Raw genomic sequence first — 17,694 nt, forward strand, 5'->3', positions numbered from 1 at the left:
GCCAGGGGGTGCCGGCCGGTCAGCGGCGGGCGGGCTGGCTCTCCAGCGGGGCGCTGCGCTTGGCCACGGCCTCGGTGATGTCGCGGGCCAGGTCCTGGCCGGTCAGACCGATGGCGCCAAGGATTTTGGCGCGCTTGGCGTGGTCGAGGAACTCCTGCGGGATACCGAAGGTGCGTACGGGCACGTCCACGTCGGCGTCGCGCAGCAGCCGGGCGACCGCGTCGCCGACGCCGCCGACCCGGCCGTTGTCCTCCACGACCACGACCAGCTTGTGCGCGGCGGCGGCCCGTACGAGGGCCTCGTCGAGCGGCTTGACCCAGCGCGGGTCGACCACGGTCGCCGAGATGCCCTGCGCGTCGAGCAGGACGGCCGCCTCCATGGCGGCCTGCGCCATCGGGCCGACCGCGACGATCAGCACGTCGGGGTCGCCGGAGCGCAGCACGTCCATCTGGCCGAGCTTGCCGACGGCCTCGATCGACTCGGCCACCGGGCCCTTGGGGAAGCGCAGGACGCTCGGCCCGTCCTCGATCGCGACCGCCTCGTTGAGCAGCTCGGCCAGCCGCTCGCCGTCGCGCGGCACCGCGATGGCCAGGCCGGGGACGACCTGCAGGATCGACAGGTCCCACATGCCGTTGTGGCTGGCCCCGTCGTCGCCGGTGACGCCGGCCCGGTCGAGGACGACCGTGACGGGCAGCCTGTGCAGCGCGACGTCCATCAGGAGCTGGTCGAAGGCGCGGTTGAGGAAGGTCGCGTAGACGGCGACGACCGGGTGCAGGCCGCCCATGGCCAGACCGGCGGCGCTGGTCAGCGCGTGCTGCTCGGCGATGCCCACGTCGTAGATGCGGTCAGGGTAGGCCTCGGCGAAGCGGTTGAGGCCGGTCGGGTGGAGCATGGCGGCGGTGATCGCGACGATGTCGTCGCGCCGGGCGCCCAGCTCGACCAGCTCCTCGCTGAAGACGTTGGTCCAGATCCGGCCCTTGGGCTTCTCCGCGCCGGTGGCCCGGTCGAAGGCGCCGGGTGAGTGGAACTGGTCCTCGTCGTGGTTCTCCGCCGGGGAGTAGCCCCGGCCCTTCTGGGTGACCACGTGCACGATGACCGGCCCGCCGAAGTCGCGGGCCTTGCGCAGCGCCGCCTCGACGGCGGGCTCGTCGTGGCCGTCGATCGGGCCGATGTACTTGAGGCCGAGGTCCTCGAACATGACCTGCGGGGCCAGGACGTCCTTGACGCCCTTCTTGAAGCCGTGCAGCGCGTCGTAGAGCACCGGCACGCCGCCGATCTTGTCCTTGACGAACTCCAGCACCTCCTCGTAGCCGCGGGTGACCCGCAGCGAGGACAGGTGGGAGGCCAGGCCGCCGATCGTCGGCGAGTAGGAGCGGCCGTTGTCGTTGACCACGATGACGCAGGGCAGGTCCTTGATCCCGGCGATGTTGTTGAGCGCCTCCCAGGCCATGCCGCCGGTCAGCGCGCCGTCGCCGATGACCGCGACGGCCTTGCGCCCGCGCTCGCCGCGCAGCTTGAGCGCCTTGGCCAGGCCGTCGGCGTAGGACAGGGCGGTGGAGGCGTGCGAGTTCTCCACGAAGTCGTGCTCGGACTCGGCCTGGCTCGGGTAGCCGGACAGGCCGCCCTCCTGCTTGAGCCGGTCGAAGCCGTCGGCCCGGCCGGTGAGCATCTTGTGCACGTAGGACTGGTGGCCGGTGTCCCAGAAGATCGCGTCGCGCGGCGAGTCGAAGACCCGGTGCAGGGCGATGGTCAGCTCGACGACGCCCAGGTTGGGGCCCAGGTGGCCGCCGTTCCTCGCGCACGAGTCGACGAGCAGCTCCCGGATCTCCGCGGCCAGCCGTGGCAGCTCCTCGGCGCCCAGTCGCTTGACGTCGTCTGGTCCCTTGACTGAGCCAAGAAGCCCGTCCACGGAATCATCCCCTCTGCTCCACTCGCCAACAGGACGAGTCTAGTTCGTGGCTTGGTCGATGACTCACCGGAGTCAAATGCGCCCACATATGTCCGATCTTGACCTAGGGTTTACCCACTATGCACACCATCCCCAAGAGGACATTCACGTCACTTGCGGCCACTGGCCTGGTGCTCGCACTCGTCGGTGTGGGCACCGCCAACGCCGCGGCGCTACCCGTCAGCGAGGTCGCGCAGGCCGTCCAGACGCAGCAGGCGCAGCAGGTGGCGCCGCCGCGAGGCAAGGCCGCGGCGACGTCGAGCCCCCTTTACAAGACCGGCAGGCTGGCCGACTCCAACTGCTCCCCCGGCGACCTCCCGCGGGGCAGCACCGCCGCCTACTCCCGTTTTCTCAAGGCTTTCACCAACTGTCTCAACCGCTCGTGGGCCAGCCAGTTCAGGAAGGCCCGGCTGGGCTTCTCCAAGCCGAGGCTGAGGATCTTCACCACGAAGCGGAAGACCCCTTGCGGCGGGTGGTCCAGAGGGGCCGCCGGGGTCTACTGCTCGGCCGACCGCACGATGTACATGCTGATCACCAAGACCGAGCTGCGCAATCCGTCGCCGGCGGGCATCGGCCGGCTGATGGCTCACGAGTACGCCCACCACGTGCAGCAGATCTCCGGCATCCTGCCCTACTACGCCCAGGCGAGCTGGCGTGCGGGCAAGGCCGCCAAGCTGCAGTACTCCCGCCGTCTTGAGCTGCAGGCCGAGTGCCTGTCGTCGGTCTTCATGCGGACGATCGAGGACACGCTGCCGGTCGACCCCACCGAGTGGGGGCAGATCGTGGACTGGTTCCGCCAGAACGGCCACAAGGGCTGGGCGCAGAACGACCACGGCAAGGGCAGCAGCCAGGCCTTCTGGATGGAGCGAGGCTGGAGCTACGCGGCCCCGGCGGCCTGCAACACCTGGAGCGTCGGTTCCCGCTACGTCGCCTAGCGCCGACACGCGGTGGCCGTGCTTCCTGCACGGCCACCTTCTGGTCTAAAGTCCCATAACTATGCGTACCCCCTTATTCGCGCTGCTTTGCGGCGCTCTGGCGAGCCTCCTGTTCGCAGGTACGGCCACCGCCGGCACCTCCGTCCCGAGCGCACCGCCGAAGGGCAAGGCCGTCCTGGTCGCCAATCCGATCTACAAGACGGGTGCGCTCCAGCTCCAGCCCTGCCAGGAGCAGCCGGTCCAGCGTGACGACCTGGACGGCTCGCGCGTGTACCTGATGTTCGTGCTCGACTGCCTGAACGCCTCGTGGGAGCCGCAGTTCGCCAAGGCGAAGATCCCCTTCGTCAAGCCCAAGTTCTCCGTGGTGTCCGCCCCGGGCAAGCCGACGCCGTGCGGCAAGTTCCCCGAGGGCGCCCAGGCGTTCTACTGCCCGGAGAAGAAGGCCATCGTCTTCCTGCTGGACAAGAACATCCTGTCGGTGCCCGACGACCTGTTCCTGATGAACGTGATGTCGCACGAGTACGGGCACCACGTGCAGAACATCACCGGCATGTTCCGCGCCCTCACCAAGGCGACCGCCAAGAGCGTGCGCACCAAGCGGTACCTGGCCGAGAGCCGCCGCGTCGAGCTGCAGGCCGAGTGCTTCGGCGGGGTCTTCATCGGCAGCATCTGGCACTCGCTGGGCCGTCGCGACTTCGACTTCAAGTACATCGTCAAGGTCGCGCAGAGCGGCTACGACTACGTCAGCCACGGCAAGGCGGCCAACATCGCCCACTGGTTGAAGAAGGGCTTCGACTCCGAGTCGCCCGGCTCCTGCAACACCTGGGCGGCCCCGGCCAACAGAGTTTCCTAACTTAGCTGGACATATTGCTCTATGATCCGCGATCATGCGAACTCCCCTCGTCGCCCTGACGGCATGTGTGATCGCGGGTCTGACCTTCTCCGGCACCGCCGCCGCCGACGTCGCCCAGCCTGCTCCCGCGGCCAAGCCCGCGGCCGCCGAGCTGGCGCCCCCCTCGGTCCTGGCCAAGAACCGGATCTACCGCTCGGGCTCGACCTCGCCCACGAACTGCGCCGTGCCCGAGATCCAGGAGGGCAGCGCCAACTCCGTCAAGCGCTTCCACGTGGCGATGGCCGCCTGCGCCAACCGGTTCTGGACGACGAGGTTCAGGTCGGCCAAGCTGCGCTACACGCCCCCGAAGCTCGCCGTGACCACCTCCAACCGCACCGTCTGCGGCAAGTTCACCTCCTCGGGCGCCCTGTACTGCCCGGCGCAGCGCACGGTCGCCATCCGGATCACCAAGCGGGATCTGCGCAACCCCTTCCGGATGAACATCGCGCACTCGGTGGCCCATGAGTACGGCCACCACGTGCAGCAGCTCACCGGCATCATGGACGCGCACAACGTGATCCACTGGCGTTCCCGGGGCACCGCCCGCACGACCGCCAGCCACCGCCTGGAGATGCAGGCCGAGTGCTTCGCCGGCGTCTTCTACAGCGCCGCCCTCGACGCGATCAACCCGGGCATCGAGTGGGACCAGTGGGTCGACGCGGTGAGCCGCTCCCCCTACAGCAAGGTGCACGGCAGGCCCGCCAACCTCGCCTACTGGAACAACCGCGGCTACCAGGGCGCCTCCGCGAGCTACTGCAACACCTGGACGGCTTCCAACGCACGCGTTCGGTGAGGGTCAATCAACTCTCAACAGAGAACGCGGACACTCCGGTCATGAGACTTCCCCTCCTGGCCCTGCTGACGGGGCTGCTCCTGGCCGCGGGCGCCGTCCCCGCGACTGCCCAAGCGGACGGTTACCCGATCAAGAACCCCAGGCTGACCGGGAACGCGCTCTACGCGAGCGGCGCCCTCGGCCCGGCCGCCTGCCCGCAGCGGCCGGTCGCCCCGGGTGACCCGGTCGCGGCCAGGCGCTACCTGCGGGCGGTCTACGGCTGCCTGAACGCCGTGTGGGGGACCCACCTCAGGGCCGCGGGCCTGCCCTTCGAGCGGCCGGGGATGGCCGTCGCCACCCGGGCGCCGGCCCGCTTCTGCGGCGAGCCGTGGGAGGAGGCGGCGGGCGGCTACTGCAACCCGCAGCGCCGGTTCCTGATCCTGCTCGACAAGGACGTGCTCGACGATCCCGGTGACCTGTGGCTGCTCGACGTCATCGCCCACGAGTACGCCCACCACGTGCAGAACGTGACCGGGCTGCGGCGGGCCTTCGAGAGCGTGCCGTACCGGGGGGAGCGGGAGCTGCACGAGCAGACCCGCCGCTACGAGCTGCAGGCCGAGTGCCTGGCGGGCGTGTTCATCGGCAGTGTCTGGTCCTCGCTGGAGCGGAGCGAGGAGGACTGGGAGGAGTTGCTGGCCATCGTCGGCGACGGCGGCGACGAGCGGCACGCGGTGCCCGACCACGGCCGGGGGCGGACCATCGTCTCCTGGCTGAAGCGGGGGTTCACCGCCGCCGACCCCGGCGCCTGCAACACCTGGAGCGCCCCGGCCCGGCGGGTGGCCTGAGCCTCCTGGGCCGCGGGTCCGGCGGGGCTCAGCGCACCAGGCTGTACACGATCAGCACCAGCGCCGACGTCACGGCCACCACCTGGATCGCCGCCCGCACCCGCCCGCCGTCCAGGTAGCGGCGCAGCGGGCCGGACAGCAGGAAGCCGACGACGAGGAACGGGATCAGCAGCGCGCCCGACACGAGCGCCCTGGCCGGGAGGCGGTCGACGAACCAGAGGATCAGCAGCGACTGGGAGGCGCTGAGGAAGAAGAACATCGCCAGCGTCGCCCTGATCTGCGGGCCCTTGGCGTTCTGGTACACCAGCGCGATGGGCGGCCCGCCGATGCCGGTCGCGGTGCCCGTCACCCCCGAGAGGAGACCGGCGGTCGTGATCGTCAGGCCGTTGCGCGGCACGCTCATGGCCCGCGCGGTGAGCGCGACGGCGATCAGCACCATCACGCCGACGAAGACGCCGAGCGTCTGCGTCGAGACGTACACCACCACGAACGCGCCCGCGACGCTGCCCGGCACCCGGCCGAGCAGCGCGAAGCCGAGCCCGCGCCAGTCGACGCGGCGCCACTCGACGGCCAGCGTGAACAGCGGGAGGGTGCCGTTGACCACCTGGATGGCGCCCGGCATGAGGGTCGGGTCCAGGATCGTCAGCACGGGCGCGGCCACCAGGCCCAGCCCGAATCCGACGCTGCCCTGCACGATCGCCCCGATCATGGCGGCCACACCGGCGATGATCAGGACCCAGGTCTCGTGCGTCATGCGCCGACCCTAGAGTCCGACATTTCCGATAGGTACACCAGCCTAGCGGCACCGATAGGCTGCGTGATCGTGTTCCTCTCCCTCGCCGCCGGAGCCGGCGCGCTGACCCTGGCCCTCGCCCCCGCCGTGCCCGTGCAGGACCTCTACGACAGCGGGAGGCTGCGGCGGGCGTCGTGTCCCGAAGAGAAGATCTCCCATGGCGGCATCCCGCGGACCAGGCAGTACCTCAGCGCGGTCGTGAAGTGCCTCGACACCACCTGGTCGGCGCACTTCAAGCGGGCCGGACTGCCGTTCAGCCCGCCGGTCGTCCGCTTCTACGACGAGCCCGCGGACCGGGTCTGCGGCGTGCGCTGGCCCGCGGGCGCGGCCGCCTTCTACTGCACCGACCGGCGCACCCTGGTCTTCCCGCTACAGGGCCGCTGGATCGAGGAGCGCAAGGACCTCTACCCCTTCAAGATCGCCGCCCACGAGTACGGTCACCACCTGCAGAGCCTGACGGGCATCCGGGCCGCCTACGAGCAGCGGGTCAGGGCCCGCCAGGGCGACCACCACGAGCTGGGACGCCGCTACGAGCTGCAGGCCGACTGCCTGGCCGGGGCGTTCATCGGCGGCGTGTGGTCCTCGCTCGGCCGCCCCTCCGCCGACTGGACCGCCCTCGTCGAGTCCACCAAGGCCAGCGGCGACGAAGGCGACACCCCGCGCACCCACGGCACCGGCACCAGCCGCACGTACTGGCTCAAACGCGGCTTCGCCGCCACCTCCCCCGCCGCCTGCGACACCTGGAAGGCCCCGGCGTCACGCGTCTCTTGAGTAGGGGGTTACTCATCCGCTTCGCGGCCCGCCCGGCCCACACTCCGGACATGACACAGGATCGATTCCCCGTGGTGAGCAAGGAGCTCGCGGCGGTCATCCCCCTGCCGGAGTTCCTCGAGACCACGAGCGCCGGCACCCTCACGATCGCGGAGCGGCAGCGGATCGTCGAGCAGGCGCTGCTCATCCTGGAGCAGAACTACGCGCACCTGCCGCTCAAGGTGGCCAGGTACGCCGTCAACCCGCTGCAGCGGCTGCGGCTGCTGCTGGCCAGGCAGGGCAGGGCGGGCGAGCCCGAGCCGGAGTGGCGCTTCCACGCCGACCTGCTCGCCGTCTTCCAGTCCGTCCGCGACCTGCACACCCGCTATCTGCTGCCGCCGCCGTTCCGGCGGGCCGGGGCGTTCGTGCCGTTCCTGCTCAAGGAGTTCACCGAGAACGGCCGGCGGCGCTACCTGGTGGCCAGGCACACCACCGACGTGCTGCTGCCCGAGGAGCCCGCCTTCCGGATCGGCGTCGAGATCACCCACTGGAACGGCGTGGCCGTCGACCGGGCCGTCGAGGTGTTCGCCGCGACGATGGCGGGGGCCAACCCCGAGGCCCGGCACGCCAGGGCGGTCGACCAGTTCACCAACCGCCCACTCGGCTCCGCCCTGCCGCCGGACGAGGAGGAGGTGATCATCCGCTACGTCCGCGAGGACGGGCGGCCCGACGAGGTGCGGATGCCGTGGAAGGTGGTGCTGCCCGCCGAGGACGCCCCCGACGCCCTCGCCGAGGACGGCGCGCTGCCGCTCGGCATCGACGTGGAGGCCGCGCAGGTGGCCAGGCTCCGCACGCTGCTGTACGCGCCGGAGTTCCTCGCCGCCGAGCAGAGCGGCCGTCCGGTCGACACCGGACCGCGGGGCGTCGACGTCTCGCCGGAGATGTCCACGGTCTACCAGGCGCGCACGGTGAACGCGGCGGGGCTGGAGTTCGGGCACCTGCGGATCAGGACCTTCGTCATCCCGCCCGGCCAGACCCTCGGCGACTTCGTCAACGAGTTCATCCGGCTGCTGGACCGGATGCCGCCGGGCGGGCTGCTGCTGGACATCCGCGGCAACCTCGGCGGCGCCATCCAGGCCGCCGAACTGTGCCTGCAGGCGCTGACCGCCCGGCCGATCGAGGCCGAGCCCGCGCAGTTCCTCAGCAGTCAGCTCAACCTGCGCATCTGCCGGGCCAACCCGAGCCTGAAGCCCTGGCTGGACTCGATGGAGCAGGCGGTGGAGTCGGGCGCGGCGTACTCGGCGGGCATCCCCTTCACCACCCGCGAGGACCTGGAGCGGGTGCCGCAGGCGTACTTCGGGCCGGTGGTCCTGCTGACCGACGCGCGCTGCTACTCCTCTGCCGACATCTTCGCCGCCGGCTTCCAGGACAACCGGATCGGGATCGTCCTCGGCCTGGACGGCAACACCGGCGCGGGCGGCGGCAACGTGTGGCGGATGCCGCTGCTGCAGGGCGCGCTGCCCGGCGACGGCGAGTCGCCGTACCGGCCGCTGCCCGGCGGCACGGACATGACGCTGACGATCCGCCGCATGCTGCGCGTCGGGCGGAACGCGGGCGTGCCGCTGGAGGACTTCGGGGTGGTCCCCGACGAGCGCTACCAGATCACCCGCGCCGACCTCGTGGGCCAGGAGGCGGGGCTGATGGCCCGCGCCGCCGGGCTGCTGGCCGCGGGCGGGCGGCGGCGCTTCGAGGTGGCCCTGGCTCTGGCCGGGGGTGAGGTGACCGCGACCTTCCGGGTGGAGGGGATCGACCGGGCCGACATCTCGGTGGACGGCCGCCCTCGGGTCAGCGCCGACCTGGGCGGCAACCCGGGCCCGGTCACGGTCCCCGGGGCGGCGGGCGCCCGGCGGATCCGCGTCGAAGGCTACGACGGCGGCCACTTGGTCGCCGCCAGGACCTTCGGCACCGGGGAGGACGGCCTGGCCATCCGGACCACCCTGGCCTGAACAGGCGAGCGCCGCCCGGCGGATGTGGTCCGCGGGCGGCGCTCGTGGGATCTCGGGTGGATCCCCCGATGGGGGCGCGAGGATCGCGCCCGCCGTACCGCCTTACAAGGCGGCGGTACGGTCCCCGCGGTCCCTCCCCCGCTGGTGGCTGGGGGAAGGGCGCGGGACGTCCAGGTGGGTCAGCTCTTGGCGAGCAGCGAGCGCAGGACGTACTGCATGATGCCGCCGTGGCGGTAGTAGTCCGCCTCGCCGGGGGTGTCGATGCGGACGACCGCGTCGAACTCCACCTCGCCCGCGCGGACCTTCACGGTCTGCGGGATGCCGCCCTGGTTGAGCCCCTCGACACCGGTGATGTCGAAGGTCTCCTCGCCGGTCAGGCCGAGCGAGGCCGCGGTCGCGCCCTCGGGGTACTGCAGCGGCAGCACGCCCATGCCGATCAGGTTGGAGCGGTGGATGCGCTCGTAGGACTCGGCGATGACGGCGCGGACGCCGAGCAGCGCGGTGCCCTTGGCCGCCCAGTCGCGCGAGGAGCCCGAGCCGTACTCCTTGCCCGCGAGCACGACCAGCGGGGTGCCCGCGTCGGCGTAGTTGACGGAGGCGTCGTAGATGAACGACACCGGGCCGCCGTCCTGGGTGAAGTCGCGGGTGTAGCCGCCCTCGGTGCCCGGCGCGATCTGGTTGCGCAGGCGGATGTTGGCGAACGTGCCCCGGATCATCACCTCGTGGTTGCCGCGGCGCGAGCCGTAGGAGTTGAAGTCCTTGACCGCGACGCCGTTGGCGTCGAGGTACTGCGCGGCGGGGGTGCCGACCTTGATGGAGCCGGCCGGCGAGATGTGGTCGGTGGTGACCGAGTCGCCGACCTTGACCAGCACGCGCGCGCCGGCGATGTCGGTGACGGGCTCGGGCTTCTCCGGCATGCCCTCGAAGTAGGGGGCCTTGCGCACGTACGTGGAGGCCGGGTCCCACTCGAAGGTGTTGCCGGTCGGGATCGGCAGCGAGCGCCAGGTGTCGTCGCCCTTGAAGACGTCGGCGTAGTCACGGGTGAACATCTCGCGGTCGATGGAGTCGGCCACCACGGCGGCGACCTCCTCCGGCGCGGGCCAGATGTCCCTGAGGAACACCGGCTGCCCGTCGGCGCCGACGCCCAGCGGCTCGTTGTCCAGGTCGACGTCCATCGAACCGGCGAGCGCGTAGGCGACCACCAGCGGCGGCGAGGCCAGGTAGTTCATCTTCACGTCGGGGTTGATGCGGCCCTCGAAGTTGCGGTTGCCGGACAGCACCGCGGTGACCGCCAGGTCGTGGGCCTGGATCGCGGCCGAGATCTCCTCGTCCAGCGGGCCGGAGTTGCCGATGCAGGTGGTGCAGCCGTAGCCGACCAAGTTGAAGCCCAGCTTGTCGAGGTACGGCTGCAGCCCCGACCGCTCGAAGTAGCCGGTCACCACCTGCGACCCGGGCGCCAGCGAGGTCTTCACCCACGGCTTGCGGGTCAGGCCCTTGTCCACGGCGTTCTTGGCCAGCAGGGCCGCGCCGAGCATGACGTACGGGTTGGAGGTGTTGGTGCAGCTGGTGATGGCCGCGATGGTCACCACGCCGTGGTCGATCTCGAAGCCGGTGCCGTCGGCCAGGGTGACCGGGACGGGCTTGTGCGGGCGGCCGTTGGGGCTGACCGCGGGGGCGTCGGAGGCGGGGAAGCTCTCCTCGCCGGCCTCGTCGTCGGAGACGTAGTTGGAGACGTCGCGGCGCCAGGTCTCCTTGGCCGCCGACAGCGCGATGCGGTCCTGCGGGCGCTTCGGCCCGGCGATCGAGGGGACGACCGTGGCCAGGTCGAGCTCGATGTACTCGGAGAAGTCCGGCTCGGCGGCGGGGTCCAGCCACAGGCCCTGGGTCTTGGCGTAGGCCTCGACGAGGGCGATCTGCTCCTCGGCGCGGCCGGTCAGGCGCAGGTAGTCGACGGTCTGGCCGTCGATCGGGAAGATCGCGCAGGTGGAGCCGAACTCGGGGCTCATGTTGCCGATGGTGGCCCGGTTGGCCAGCGGCACGCTGGAGACGCCCTCGCCGTAGAACTCGACGAACTTGCCGACCACGCCGTGCTGGCGCAGCATCTCGGTGATGGTCAGCACCAGGTCGGTGGCGGTCGCGCCGGCCGGCAGCTTGCCGGTCAGCTTGAAGCCGACCACGCGCGGGATCAGCATCGAGATGGGCTGGCCGAGCATCGCGGCCTCGGCCTCGATGCCGCCGACGCCCCAGCCCAGCACGCCGATGCCGTTCTCCATCGTGGTGTGGGAGTCGGTGCCGACGCAGGTGTCGGGGTAGGCCTTGCCGTCGCGGATCATCACGACGCGGGCCAGGTGCTCGATGTTGACCTGGTGCACGATGCCGGTGCCGGGCGGGACGACCTTGAACTCGTCGAAGGCGGTCTGACCCCAGCGCAGGAACTGGTAGCGCTCGCGGTTGCGCTCGTACTCGCGCTCGACGTTGCGCTGGAAGGAGTCGGGGTGGCCGAAGTAGTCGACGATGACGGAGTGGTCGATGACCATCTCGGCCGGCGCCAGCGGGTTGATCTTCGCGGGGTCGCCGCCGAGGTCGCGTACGGCCTCGCGCATGGTGGCCAGGTCGACCACGCAGGGCACGCCGGTGAAGTCCTGCATGATGACGCGCGCGGGAGTGAACTGGATCTCCACGCTCGGCGCGGCCTTCGGCTCCCACTCGCCCAGGGCGCGGATGTGGTCGGCGGTGATGTTCGCGCCGTCCTCCGTCCGCAGGAGGTTCTCCAGGAGGATCTTCAGGCTGTACGGGAGGCGCGCGGAACCCTCGACGGCGTCAAGCCGGAAAATCTCATACGACGCGTCACCGACGCGTAGCGTGTCACGGCTGCCGAAGCTGTTCGCGGACACGATGGTTCGCCTCCTCCATAGACAGATACTCAGTCAAATCCTGCCGCACCCACGGACCCCGGCGAACGTTAGGTCACCCTAACCGCGGACCAACGGCAATCTCTCGACATCAAGATATCTCCGAACATATCTCGACATCAAGTTACCCGCGAGTAGGGGTGAGCCTAGGCGGGCATGAGCCGCCAGTAGAGCAGCCCGACGACGGCCACCGAGAGGACCGGGGCGAGGATCTTCTGCTCGAACTTCTGGCCGGTCTTGATACCGATCTTCCATGGCAGCACGAACTTGACCGCCATCGGCCACAGCACCGGGCAGCCGCGCTCGGTCATGCAGTCGCCCGCCACATGGATCAGGCATCCGACGCCCACCGCCAGCCCGAGCCAGGCGTACCCCACCGTGAAGGACATGAAGACCGCGAACAACCCGGCCGTGAGCCCGATGTTGACCATCGCCGAGCCCGCCTTGTTACCGGGGATGCCGATGCCGATCGCGCGTAAGGCCAGGCCGATGAGCAGCACGACCATGATGTCGCGGCCGATCGGATAGGTGTTGGCCAGCCAGTGCGCGCCTAACCCCGTCGCGACCGCGAAGACCAGCGAGTGGGTGGCCCCGCGGTGCCCGCCGGCCAGCCAGTTGACCGCCTTGCTCAGCACCCAGGTCACCGGGCCGAAGGTCTGCGCGATCGTCGCGCTCGGATGGTCCAGGTCGGGCAGCATCGCCGCCCCCGCGCACACCAGCGCGCCCGCGATCAACTCGGCCGGGCTCATCGCGTTGGCCATGATCCCGGTATCGATGAACCGGCTGGACTCGTTCAGCAGCGGAAGCGCGGACAACACCGGAGCCAGGCCGAGCCAGGCCGCCGCTCCGGTCAGCGCGTGCGTGTGCCCCATCATGACAAGATCACGCTACGTCAATGTACGGCAAAGCGCGCAGGAGAAAAGAGCCCTCCTCGAGGTTCGCGGGGAGGGCCCTTTCCTATCAGGGAGAAACACAGACGAGGTCGTCACCTCGGCGACAGCACCCCCCAGCCCTGCCGACGCGGAACGACCTCGTCTGACCTAGATAACGTGCTGCTCCGAGGTCCTGTTCCCGAATTCCGCGACATTTTCGTGATCTGTCTCACTCCGGGATAGTTCCCGGACGGTGACCGTCCTGAGGAAGGGCACGACGAGCACGGCGGTCGCGACCGCGAACAGCGCGAAGGCCACCCGGATCCCGGCGAACTCGGCGATCAGCCCGGCCAGCAGCGTCGCCAGGGGCATCGCGCCGTAGCCGAGCAGCCGGGCCGCCGCGCTGTAGCGGCCGAGCAGGCGGTCGGGCACCAGGCGCTGGGAGATGGTGCGCGCGTTGACCGTCCAGAGGGTGCCGCCCATGCCTCCGGCGAACGCGGCGGCGCCCACGGCCCAGGCGTCGGGGAGCACGACGGGCACGGCCATCATCAGGAAGGTCCCGACGAGGTCGGCGAAGAGCGCCCAGCGCACGCCCAGCAGCCGGTTGATCACGGTGACCAGGGCGGCGCCCGCCAGGCCGCCGATCCCGATCGAGCTGATCAGCAGGCCGTACCCCTGCGGGCCGAGGCCGAGCACCGAGGTCGCGTACACCGGCAGCAGCGCCAGCCACGCTCCCCAGCAACCGCCCAGGACGGTGATGGTGAGGCTCAGGGTGCGCAGCAGGCTGTCACGCCACAGGAAGGCGATCCCTTCCCGGATCTCCCCCATCACCGAAGGACGCACCGCCGCGGCCTCGGTCGTGGGCGCGGACTTGGTGGCCGCGCGGAAGCGGCCGGTCAGCAGGAGCAGGAGGACCGCGCCGAGGGCGAAGCCCGCCGCCGCCGAGCCCAGGGCCACCGAGACGCCGATACCGACGAGCAGGCCGCCGACGGCCGGGCCGCAGAACTCGTTGGCCACCGTCTCCGCGCCCGCGATCCACGCGTTGGCCCGGGTGAGCCGCCGCCGGGGAATCGCCGCGGGCACCAGGGCGCTCACCGCCGAACTGACCACCACCTCGGCCACGCCCATGGCCAGCCCCACGGCGTACAGCAGCGGCAGGCTCAGCCCTCCGGCGAGCACGGCGGCCAGCAGCGTGAACGCCGCCGCCAGCCTGACCAGGTTGGCCAGCACCGCCAGCCGCCTGCGGTCGCCCCGGTCGACGAGCACGCCCACGTGCAGTGAGGCCAGCAGCCAGGGCAGTGTCAGCGTCAGCCCCACTCCCGCGATGAGCGCGGGCGAGCGGGTGAGCCCCACCGCCATCAGGGGCAGCGCGATCCGGCCGATCCCGTCGGCGAGGTTCGTCACCACGGTGAACCCCACGAGGACGGACTCGTTCCTGTTCTCACCCACGAATCAACCACCTATCTCTCTAGACGGTTAGAGAGTAACCGCCTAAGTGTTTAGATGGAAGACATGGCCGACCCTTCCGCCGCGACCAGGCTCATCGAGGCCTACGCGAACACGATCGACATCGAGGACCGCACCGACGCCATCACCACCCCCGGGGAGCTGGGGGCGTGGCTGTCGGCGCACGACCTGCTGCCCCGGGACGCGCCCGTCTCGGACGAGGACCTGGCCCGCGCCCGCGCGCTGCGGGCGGGGTTGCGCGAGCGCCTGCTGGCCAGCAACGGCGAGGAGCCCGACCGGGACCTCGTCGCCCAGGCCGCGGAGGTGCTCGCCGGCCTGCCGCTGACCGTCCGCCTCAGCCCGGCGGACCCGCTCGCGCCGGGCCCTCGGGAAGGAGTGTCCCGGGCGCTCGCCGTCATCGCCGCCGCGTGGGCGCACACCGCCGCGACGGGCGAGTGGCTGCGCCTCAAGCAGTGCCCGAACCACGAGTGCGGATGGGTGTTCTGGGACGCGACGCGCAGCCGTACCCGGCGGTGGTGCTCGATGCGGGTGTGCGGGAACCGGGCCAAGGCGCGCGCCCACGCGGAGAGGAATCGGGCGACTTAGTATTGCTCTCGACATGTTCTCGATATATCTTTGAAGCATCGAAAACAGTCTTTGAGAGGAAGTTTCATGACATCAGCACAGGCGGCTGGCGGGTCGTGGCCCGATGCCGGAGAGTTCAAGCGCGCCGCGCAGGAGGTGTTCATGAAGGTGAACGCCGCCTGGCAGCAGGGCGGGCACCATCACCACCACCGGGAGGGACCGCCCGAGGGCGGCGGCCCGCACGAGCGCCGGCACCGCGGCCGGGGCGGCGGTCACCGGGGCTTCCCGTTCGACTTCGGCCGCGGCCCGTGGGACATGCGTCCCGGCGGCCCGTTCGGCGGGCGGCAGGGCTTCGGCCGGGGGCGCAAGGCCAAGCGCGGCGACGTCCGCGCGGCGATTCTCGCGCTACTCACCGAGGGCCCGCGCAACGGCTACCAGATCATCCAGGAGATCGCCGAACGCAGCGAGGGCGGCTGGAAGCCCAGCCCCGGCGCCGTCTACCCGGCGCTCCAGCAGCTCACCGACGAGGGCTTGGTCGTCTCCGAGGAGAACGAGGGCGGCCGCAAGGCGTTCCACCTCACCGAGGCCGGGCGCGCCTACGTCGACTCGCACCCCGACGAGGTGAACGCGCCCTGGGACGAGATGCGCCCCGACATCGACGACAACACCCAGGACGTCATGGACATCGCCAAGCAGTCGGCGTTCGCCATGATGCAGATCCTGCACAGCGGCACCGACGCGCAGATCCGTGAGGCGCGCAAGGCGCTGGCGGACACGCGGCGCAAGCTGTACCAGATCCTGGCCGACGGTGACCCGGGCGAGGAATGACCGGCTCACGCCCACGAGGAGCGGACATGACATCCGGTGACGGGCTGCGCGTCGGCGACGCCGAGCGCGACGAGACGACGGCCGCCCTGCGCGAGCACTACGCGCAGGGCCGGCTCACCCGCGAGGAGCTCGACGAGCGCCTCGACCAGGCACTCAACGCACGCACCGCACGCGACCTGGCCGAGGTCTGCGCCGACCTGCCGTCGTACGGCGTGAGCCCGCCCTCCCGGCGGCCCGCCACCGGCTACCGCGAGCCGGGCGAGCACGGCCACGACTGGGAGCACGAGCCCTGGCAGGTGGCGATCCTGGCGCAGCGCGAGCACCTGCACCGGCTGCGCCAGGCCCACCACGAGATGCGGCGGGCGGCCCACCGCGAGATGCGCGCCGCCCGCCACGGCGGCTGGCCGGGCCACCACCACGGCTGGGCCGGGCGCCGTCGCGGCCGGGGTCCCGGGCCGCTCGCGCCCATCCTGCTGATCGCGCTGATCGCGGGCGTGGCGGTGGGCGGGTTCGCGGTGCTGAAGGTGCTGTTCTTCGTCTGGCTGGCGGGCATGCTCTTCGGGGCCCTGCACCGCCGCCACCACCTGCGCAGGACGGGCTCCTGACGCCGGAGCTCGGGGGCCCTACCCCATCTCCTCCAGTTTGCGGCCTCTGGTCTCCCTGATGAAGCGCAGGACGAAGAAGAACGACAGGGCGGCGAAGAAGGCGTAGCCCAGGTAGGTGAAGGTCAGGTTCCATTCGGACAGGCGCGGGAAGGAGACGGTGATCGCCCAGTTGGCCAGCCACTGGGCCGAGGCGGCCACCGACAGGGCCGCGGCCCTGATCCTGTTGGGGAACATCTCGCCGAGCAGCACCCAGACGACCACTCCCCAGGACAGGGCGAAGAACAGCACGAAGGTGTTGGCGGCGATCAGCGCGATCGCGCCCTGGGGCTGCGGCAGGGCGACCACGTTGTCGACCTCGGCCGCGGCGCTGAACGCCCAGCCCGTGGTGGCCAGGCTGACCGCCATGCCCGCCGAGCCGATCAGCAGCAGCGGTTTGCGGCCGATCCGGTCGACCAGCGCGATGGCGATGAACGTGCCGACGATGTTGATGGTCGCGCTGATCACGCTGATCAGCAGCGACTGGCTCTGGTCGATGCCGACCGACTGCCACAGCGCCGACGAGTAGTAGAAGATCACGTTGATGCCGACGAACTGCTGGAAGACCGAGAGCCCGATGCCCACCCAGACGATGGACAGCAGACCGAACGAGGGGCCGCGCAGGTCTCGCAGGGTCGGCCGGCGCTCGCTCTTGAGCACGGCCTGGATCTCCGCGACCCTGGCGTCCAGGTCGACGTCCTCGCCCTCGACCTCGAGCAGCACCTTGCGGGCCTGGCGGGTCTTGCCCACCGCGACCAGGAATCGCGGCGACTCGGGGATCACCGAGGCGAAGATGAGGTAGAGCACCGCGGGCACGAGGCAGGCGCCGAGCATCCACTGCCAGGCCTCCAGGCCGAGCAGTTCGTTGTTCACGTCACCGCCGGCGAGCTGCCCGATCCCGTAGTTCACCAGCTGCGACACCGCGATGCCCAGCACGATCGCGAGCTGCTGGAAGGAGCCGAGCCGGCCCCGGTAGGCGGGCGGGGCCACCTCGGCGATGTAGGCGGGGCCGATCACCGAGGCCATGCCGATGGCGACACCGGCCAGGAAGCGCCAGAAGGCCAGGTCCCAGACGGAGAACGGCAGCATCTGGCCGATCGAGCTGACCGCGAACAGCGTCGCCGCCACCTGCATCGTGCGGGTGCGGCCCCATCGGTCGGCGAGCGCGCCGGCGAACCAGGCGCCCACGGCGGAGCCGAGCAGCGCGATGGCGACCACCAGGCCGATCTCGACCGCGCTGACCTTGAAGTGCCGCTGGATGCCGACGACGGCCCCGTTGATGACGGAGCTGTCGTAACCGAACAGGAAGCCACCTATCGCCGCCGCAGCCGTGATGAACACGACATGACCGAGGTGTTCCTGGTGCGTCCCCGAAGTAGCCATGTAGGTCCTTCCTTCGCGCCTGGACCTACCCATGGCTCACTCTTCACACGAGGTTGATTACTCAAACTTGATCCGCGTACGACCAC

15 protein-coding genes are annotated in these 17,694 nt (G+C 70.6%); 9 read left to right on the plus strand and 6 right to left on the minus strand.

All coding sequences use genetic code 11. From position 1 onward, the window contains the following. Positions 1–19: 19 nt before the first annotated feature. Positions 20–1,909, minus strand: a complete 1,890-nt coding sequence (gene dxs, locus ABZ911_RS19575) for a 1-deoxy-D-xylulose-5-phosphate synthase (protein WP_358057160.1) — start codon at positions 1,907–1,909, stop codon at positions 20–22. A 170-nt stretch (positions 1,910–2,079) separates the two neighbouring features. On the opposite strand from dxs, the gene ABZ911_RS19580 reads away from it, so the two are divergent. The 4 genes from ABZ911_RS19580 (at position 2,080) to ABZ911_RS19595 (ending at position 5,392) form a co-directional block, all read left to right on the plus strand. Further along, positions 2,080–2,883 carry a neutral zinc metallopeptidase gene (locus ABZ911_RS19580; RefSeq protein ID WP_358057163.1) on the plus strand — a complete coding sequence of 268 codons (804 nt, stop codon included), beginning with the start codon at positions 2,080–2,082 and terminating at the stop codon, positions 2,881–2,883. 61 nt (positions 2,884–2,944) lie between these two features. Next, on the plus strand, positions 2,945–3,736 hold the full coding sequence (locus tag ABZ911_RS19585; RefSeq protein WP_358057166.1) for a neutral zinc metallopeptidase: 792 nt from the start codon (positions 2,945–2,947) through the stop codon (positions 3,734–3,736). 34 nt (positions 3,737–3,770) lie between these two features. Then, positions 3,771–4,568 (plus strand): neutral zinc metallopeptidase, encoded by a 798-nt coding sequence (locus tag ABZ911_RS19590; RefSeq protein ID WP_358057169.1) that lies wholly within the window; start codon positions 3,771–3,773, stop codon positions 4,566–4,568. Positions 4,569–4,609: 41 nt separating this feature from the next. Next, positions 4,610–5,392, plus strand: a complete 783-nt coding sequence (locus ABZ911_RS19595; protein ID WP_358057172.1) for a neutral zinc metallopeptidase — start codon at positions 4,610–4,612, stop codon at positions 5,390–5,392. A gap of 28 nt (positions 5,393–5,420) precedes the next feature. Here ABZ911_RS19595 and ABZ911_RS19600 read toward each other — a convergent pair whose 3' ends face one another. Further along, entirely contained in the window at positions 5,421–6,146 is a 726-nt protein-coding gene (locus ABZ911_RS19600; RefSeq protein WP_358057175.1) for a sulfite exporter TauE/SafE family protein, read from the minus strand. 69 nt (positions 6,147–6,215) lie between these two features. Between ABZ911_RS19600 and ABZ911_RS19605 the strand changes: the two genes are divergently transcribed. Beyond that, on the plus strand, positions 6,216–6,956 hold the full coding sequence (locus ABZ911_RS19605) for a neutral zinc metallopeptidase (protein ID WP_358057178.1): 741 nt from the start codon (positions 6,216–6,218) through the stop codon (positions 6,954–6,956). Positions 6,957–7,006: 50 nt separating this feature from the next. Continuing rightward, complete coding sequence (locus ABZ911_RS19610; protein WP_358057181.1) at positions 7,007–8,941, plus strand: S41 family peptidase; 1,935 nt, start codon at positions 7,007–7,009, stop codon at positions 8,939–8,941. A 179-nt stretch (positions 8,942–9,120) separates the two neighbouring features. On the opposite strand, the gene acnA is transcribed toward ABZ911_RS19610, so the two are convergent. The 3 genes from acnA to ABZ911_RS19625 form a co-directional block, all read right to left on the minus strand. Continuing rightward, entirely contained in the window at positions 9,121–11,835 is a 2,715-nt protein-coding gene (acnA, locus tag ABZ911_RS19615; RefSeq protein WP_358057184.1) for an aconitate hydratase AcnA, read from the minus strand. A gap of 164 nt (positions 11,836–11,999) precedes the next feature. Continuing rightward, positions 12,000–12,728 carry a metal-dependent hydrolase gene (locus tag ABZ911_RS19620; RefSeq protein WP_358057187.1) on the minus strand — a complete coding sequence of 243 codons (729 nt, stop codon included), beginning with the start codon at positions 12,726–12,728 and terminating at the stop codon, positions 12,000–12,002. Between the two features lie 165 nt (positions 12,729–12,893). Beyond that, positions 12,894–14,174, minus strand: a complete 1,281-nt coding sequence (locus ABZ911_RS19625; protein WP_358057190.1) for an MFS transporter — start codon at positions 14,172–14,174, stop codon at positions 12,894–12,896. 63 nt (positions 14,175–14,237) lie between these two features. Here ABZ911_RS19625 and ABZ911_RS19630 point away from each other — a divergent pair, with 63 nt between their 5' ends. The 3 genes from ABZ911_RS19630 to ABZ911_RS19640 all read left to right on the plus strand — a co-directional run bounded on the left by ABZ911_RS19630 (position 14,238) and on the right by ABZ911_RS19640 (position 16,189). Continuing rightward, a complete protein-coding gene (locus ABZ911_RS19630) occupies positions 14,238–14,777 on the plus strand; it encodes a CGNR zinc finger domain-containing protein (RefSeq protein ID WP_358057193.1) in 540 nt (179 codons plus the stop codon). Positions 14,778–14,843: 66 nt separating this feature from the next. Continuing rightward, positions 14,844–15,584 carry a helix-turn-helix transcriptional regulator gene (locus tag ABZ911_RS19635; protein WP_358057196.1) on the plus strand — a complete coding sequence of 247 codons (741 nt, stop codon included), beginning with the start codon at positions 14,844–14,846 and terminating at the stop codon, positions 15,582–15,584. A gap of 26 nt (positions 15,585–15,610) precedes the next feature. After that, positions 15,611–16,189 carry a DUF1707 domain-containing protein gene (locus tag ABZ911_RS19640; protein WP_358057199.1) on the plus strand — a complete coding sequence of 193 codons (579 nt, stop codon included), beginning with the start codon at positions 15,611–15,613 and terminating at the stop codon, positions 16,187–16,189. 18 nt (positions 16,190–16,207) lie between these two features. Here the strand turns inward: ABZ911_RS19640 and ABZ911_RS19645 are convergent, their stop codons facing one another. After that, positions 16,208–17,608 (minus strand): sugar porter family MFS transporter, encoded by a 1,401-nt coding sequence (locus ABZ911_RS19645; protein ID WP_358057202.1) that lies wholly within the window; start codon positions 17,606–17,608, stop codon positions 16,208–16,210. Positions 17,609–17,694 lie beyond the last annotated feature (86 nt).

The sequence above is a fragment of the Nonomuraea sp. NPDC046570 genome, from assembly GCF_040645915.1.
Taxonomy (GTDB): domain Bacteria; phylum Actinomycetota; class Actinomycetes; order Streptosporangiales; family Streptosporangiaceae; genus Nonomuraea.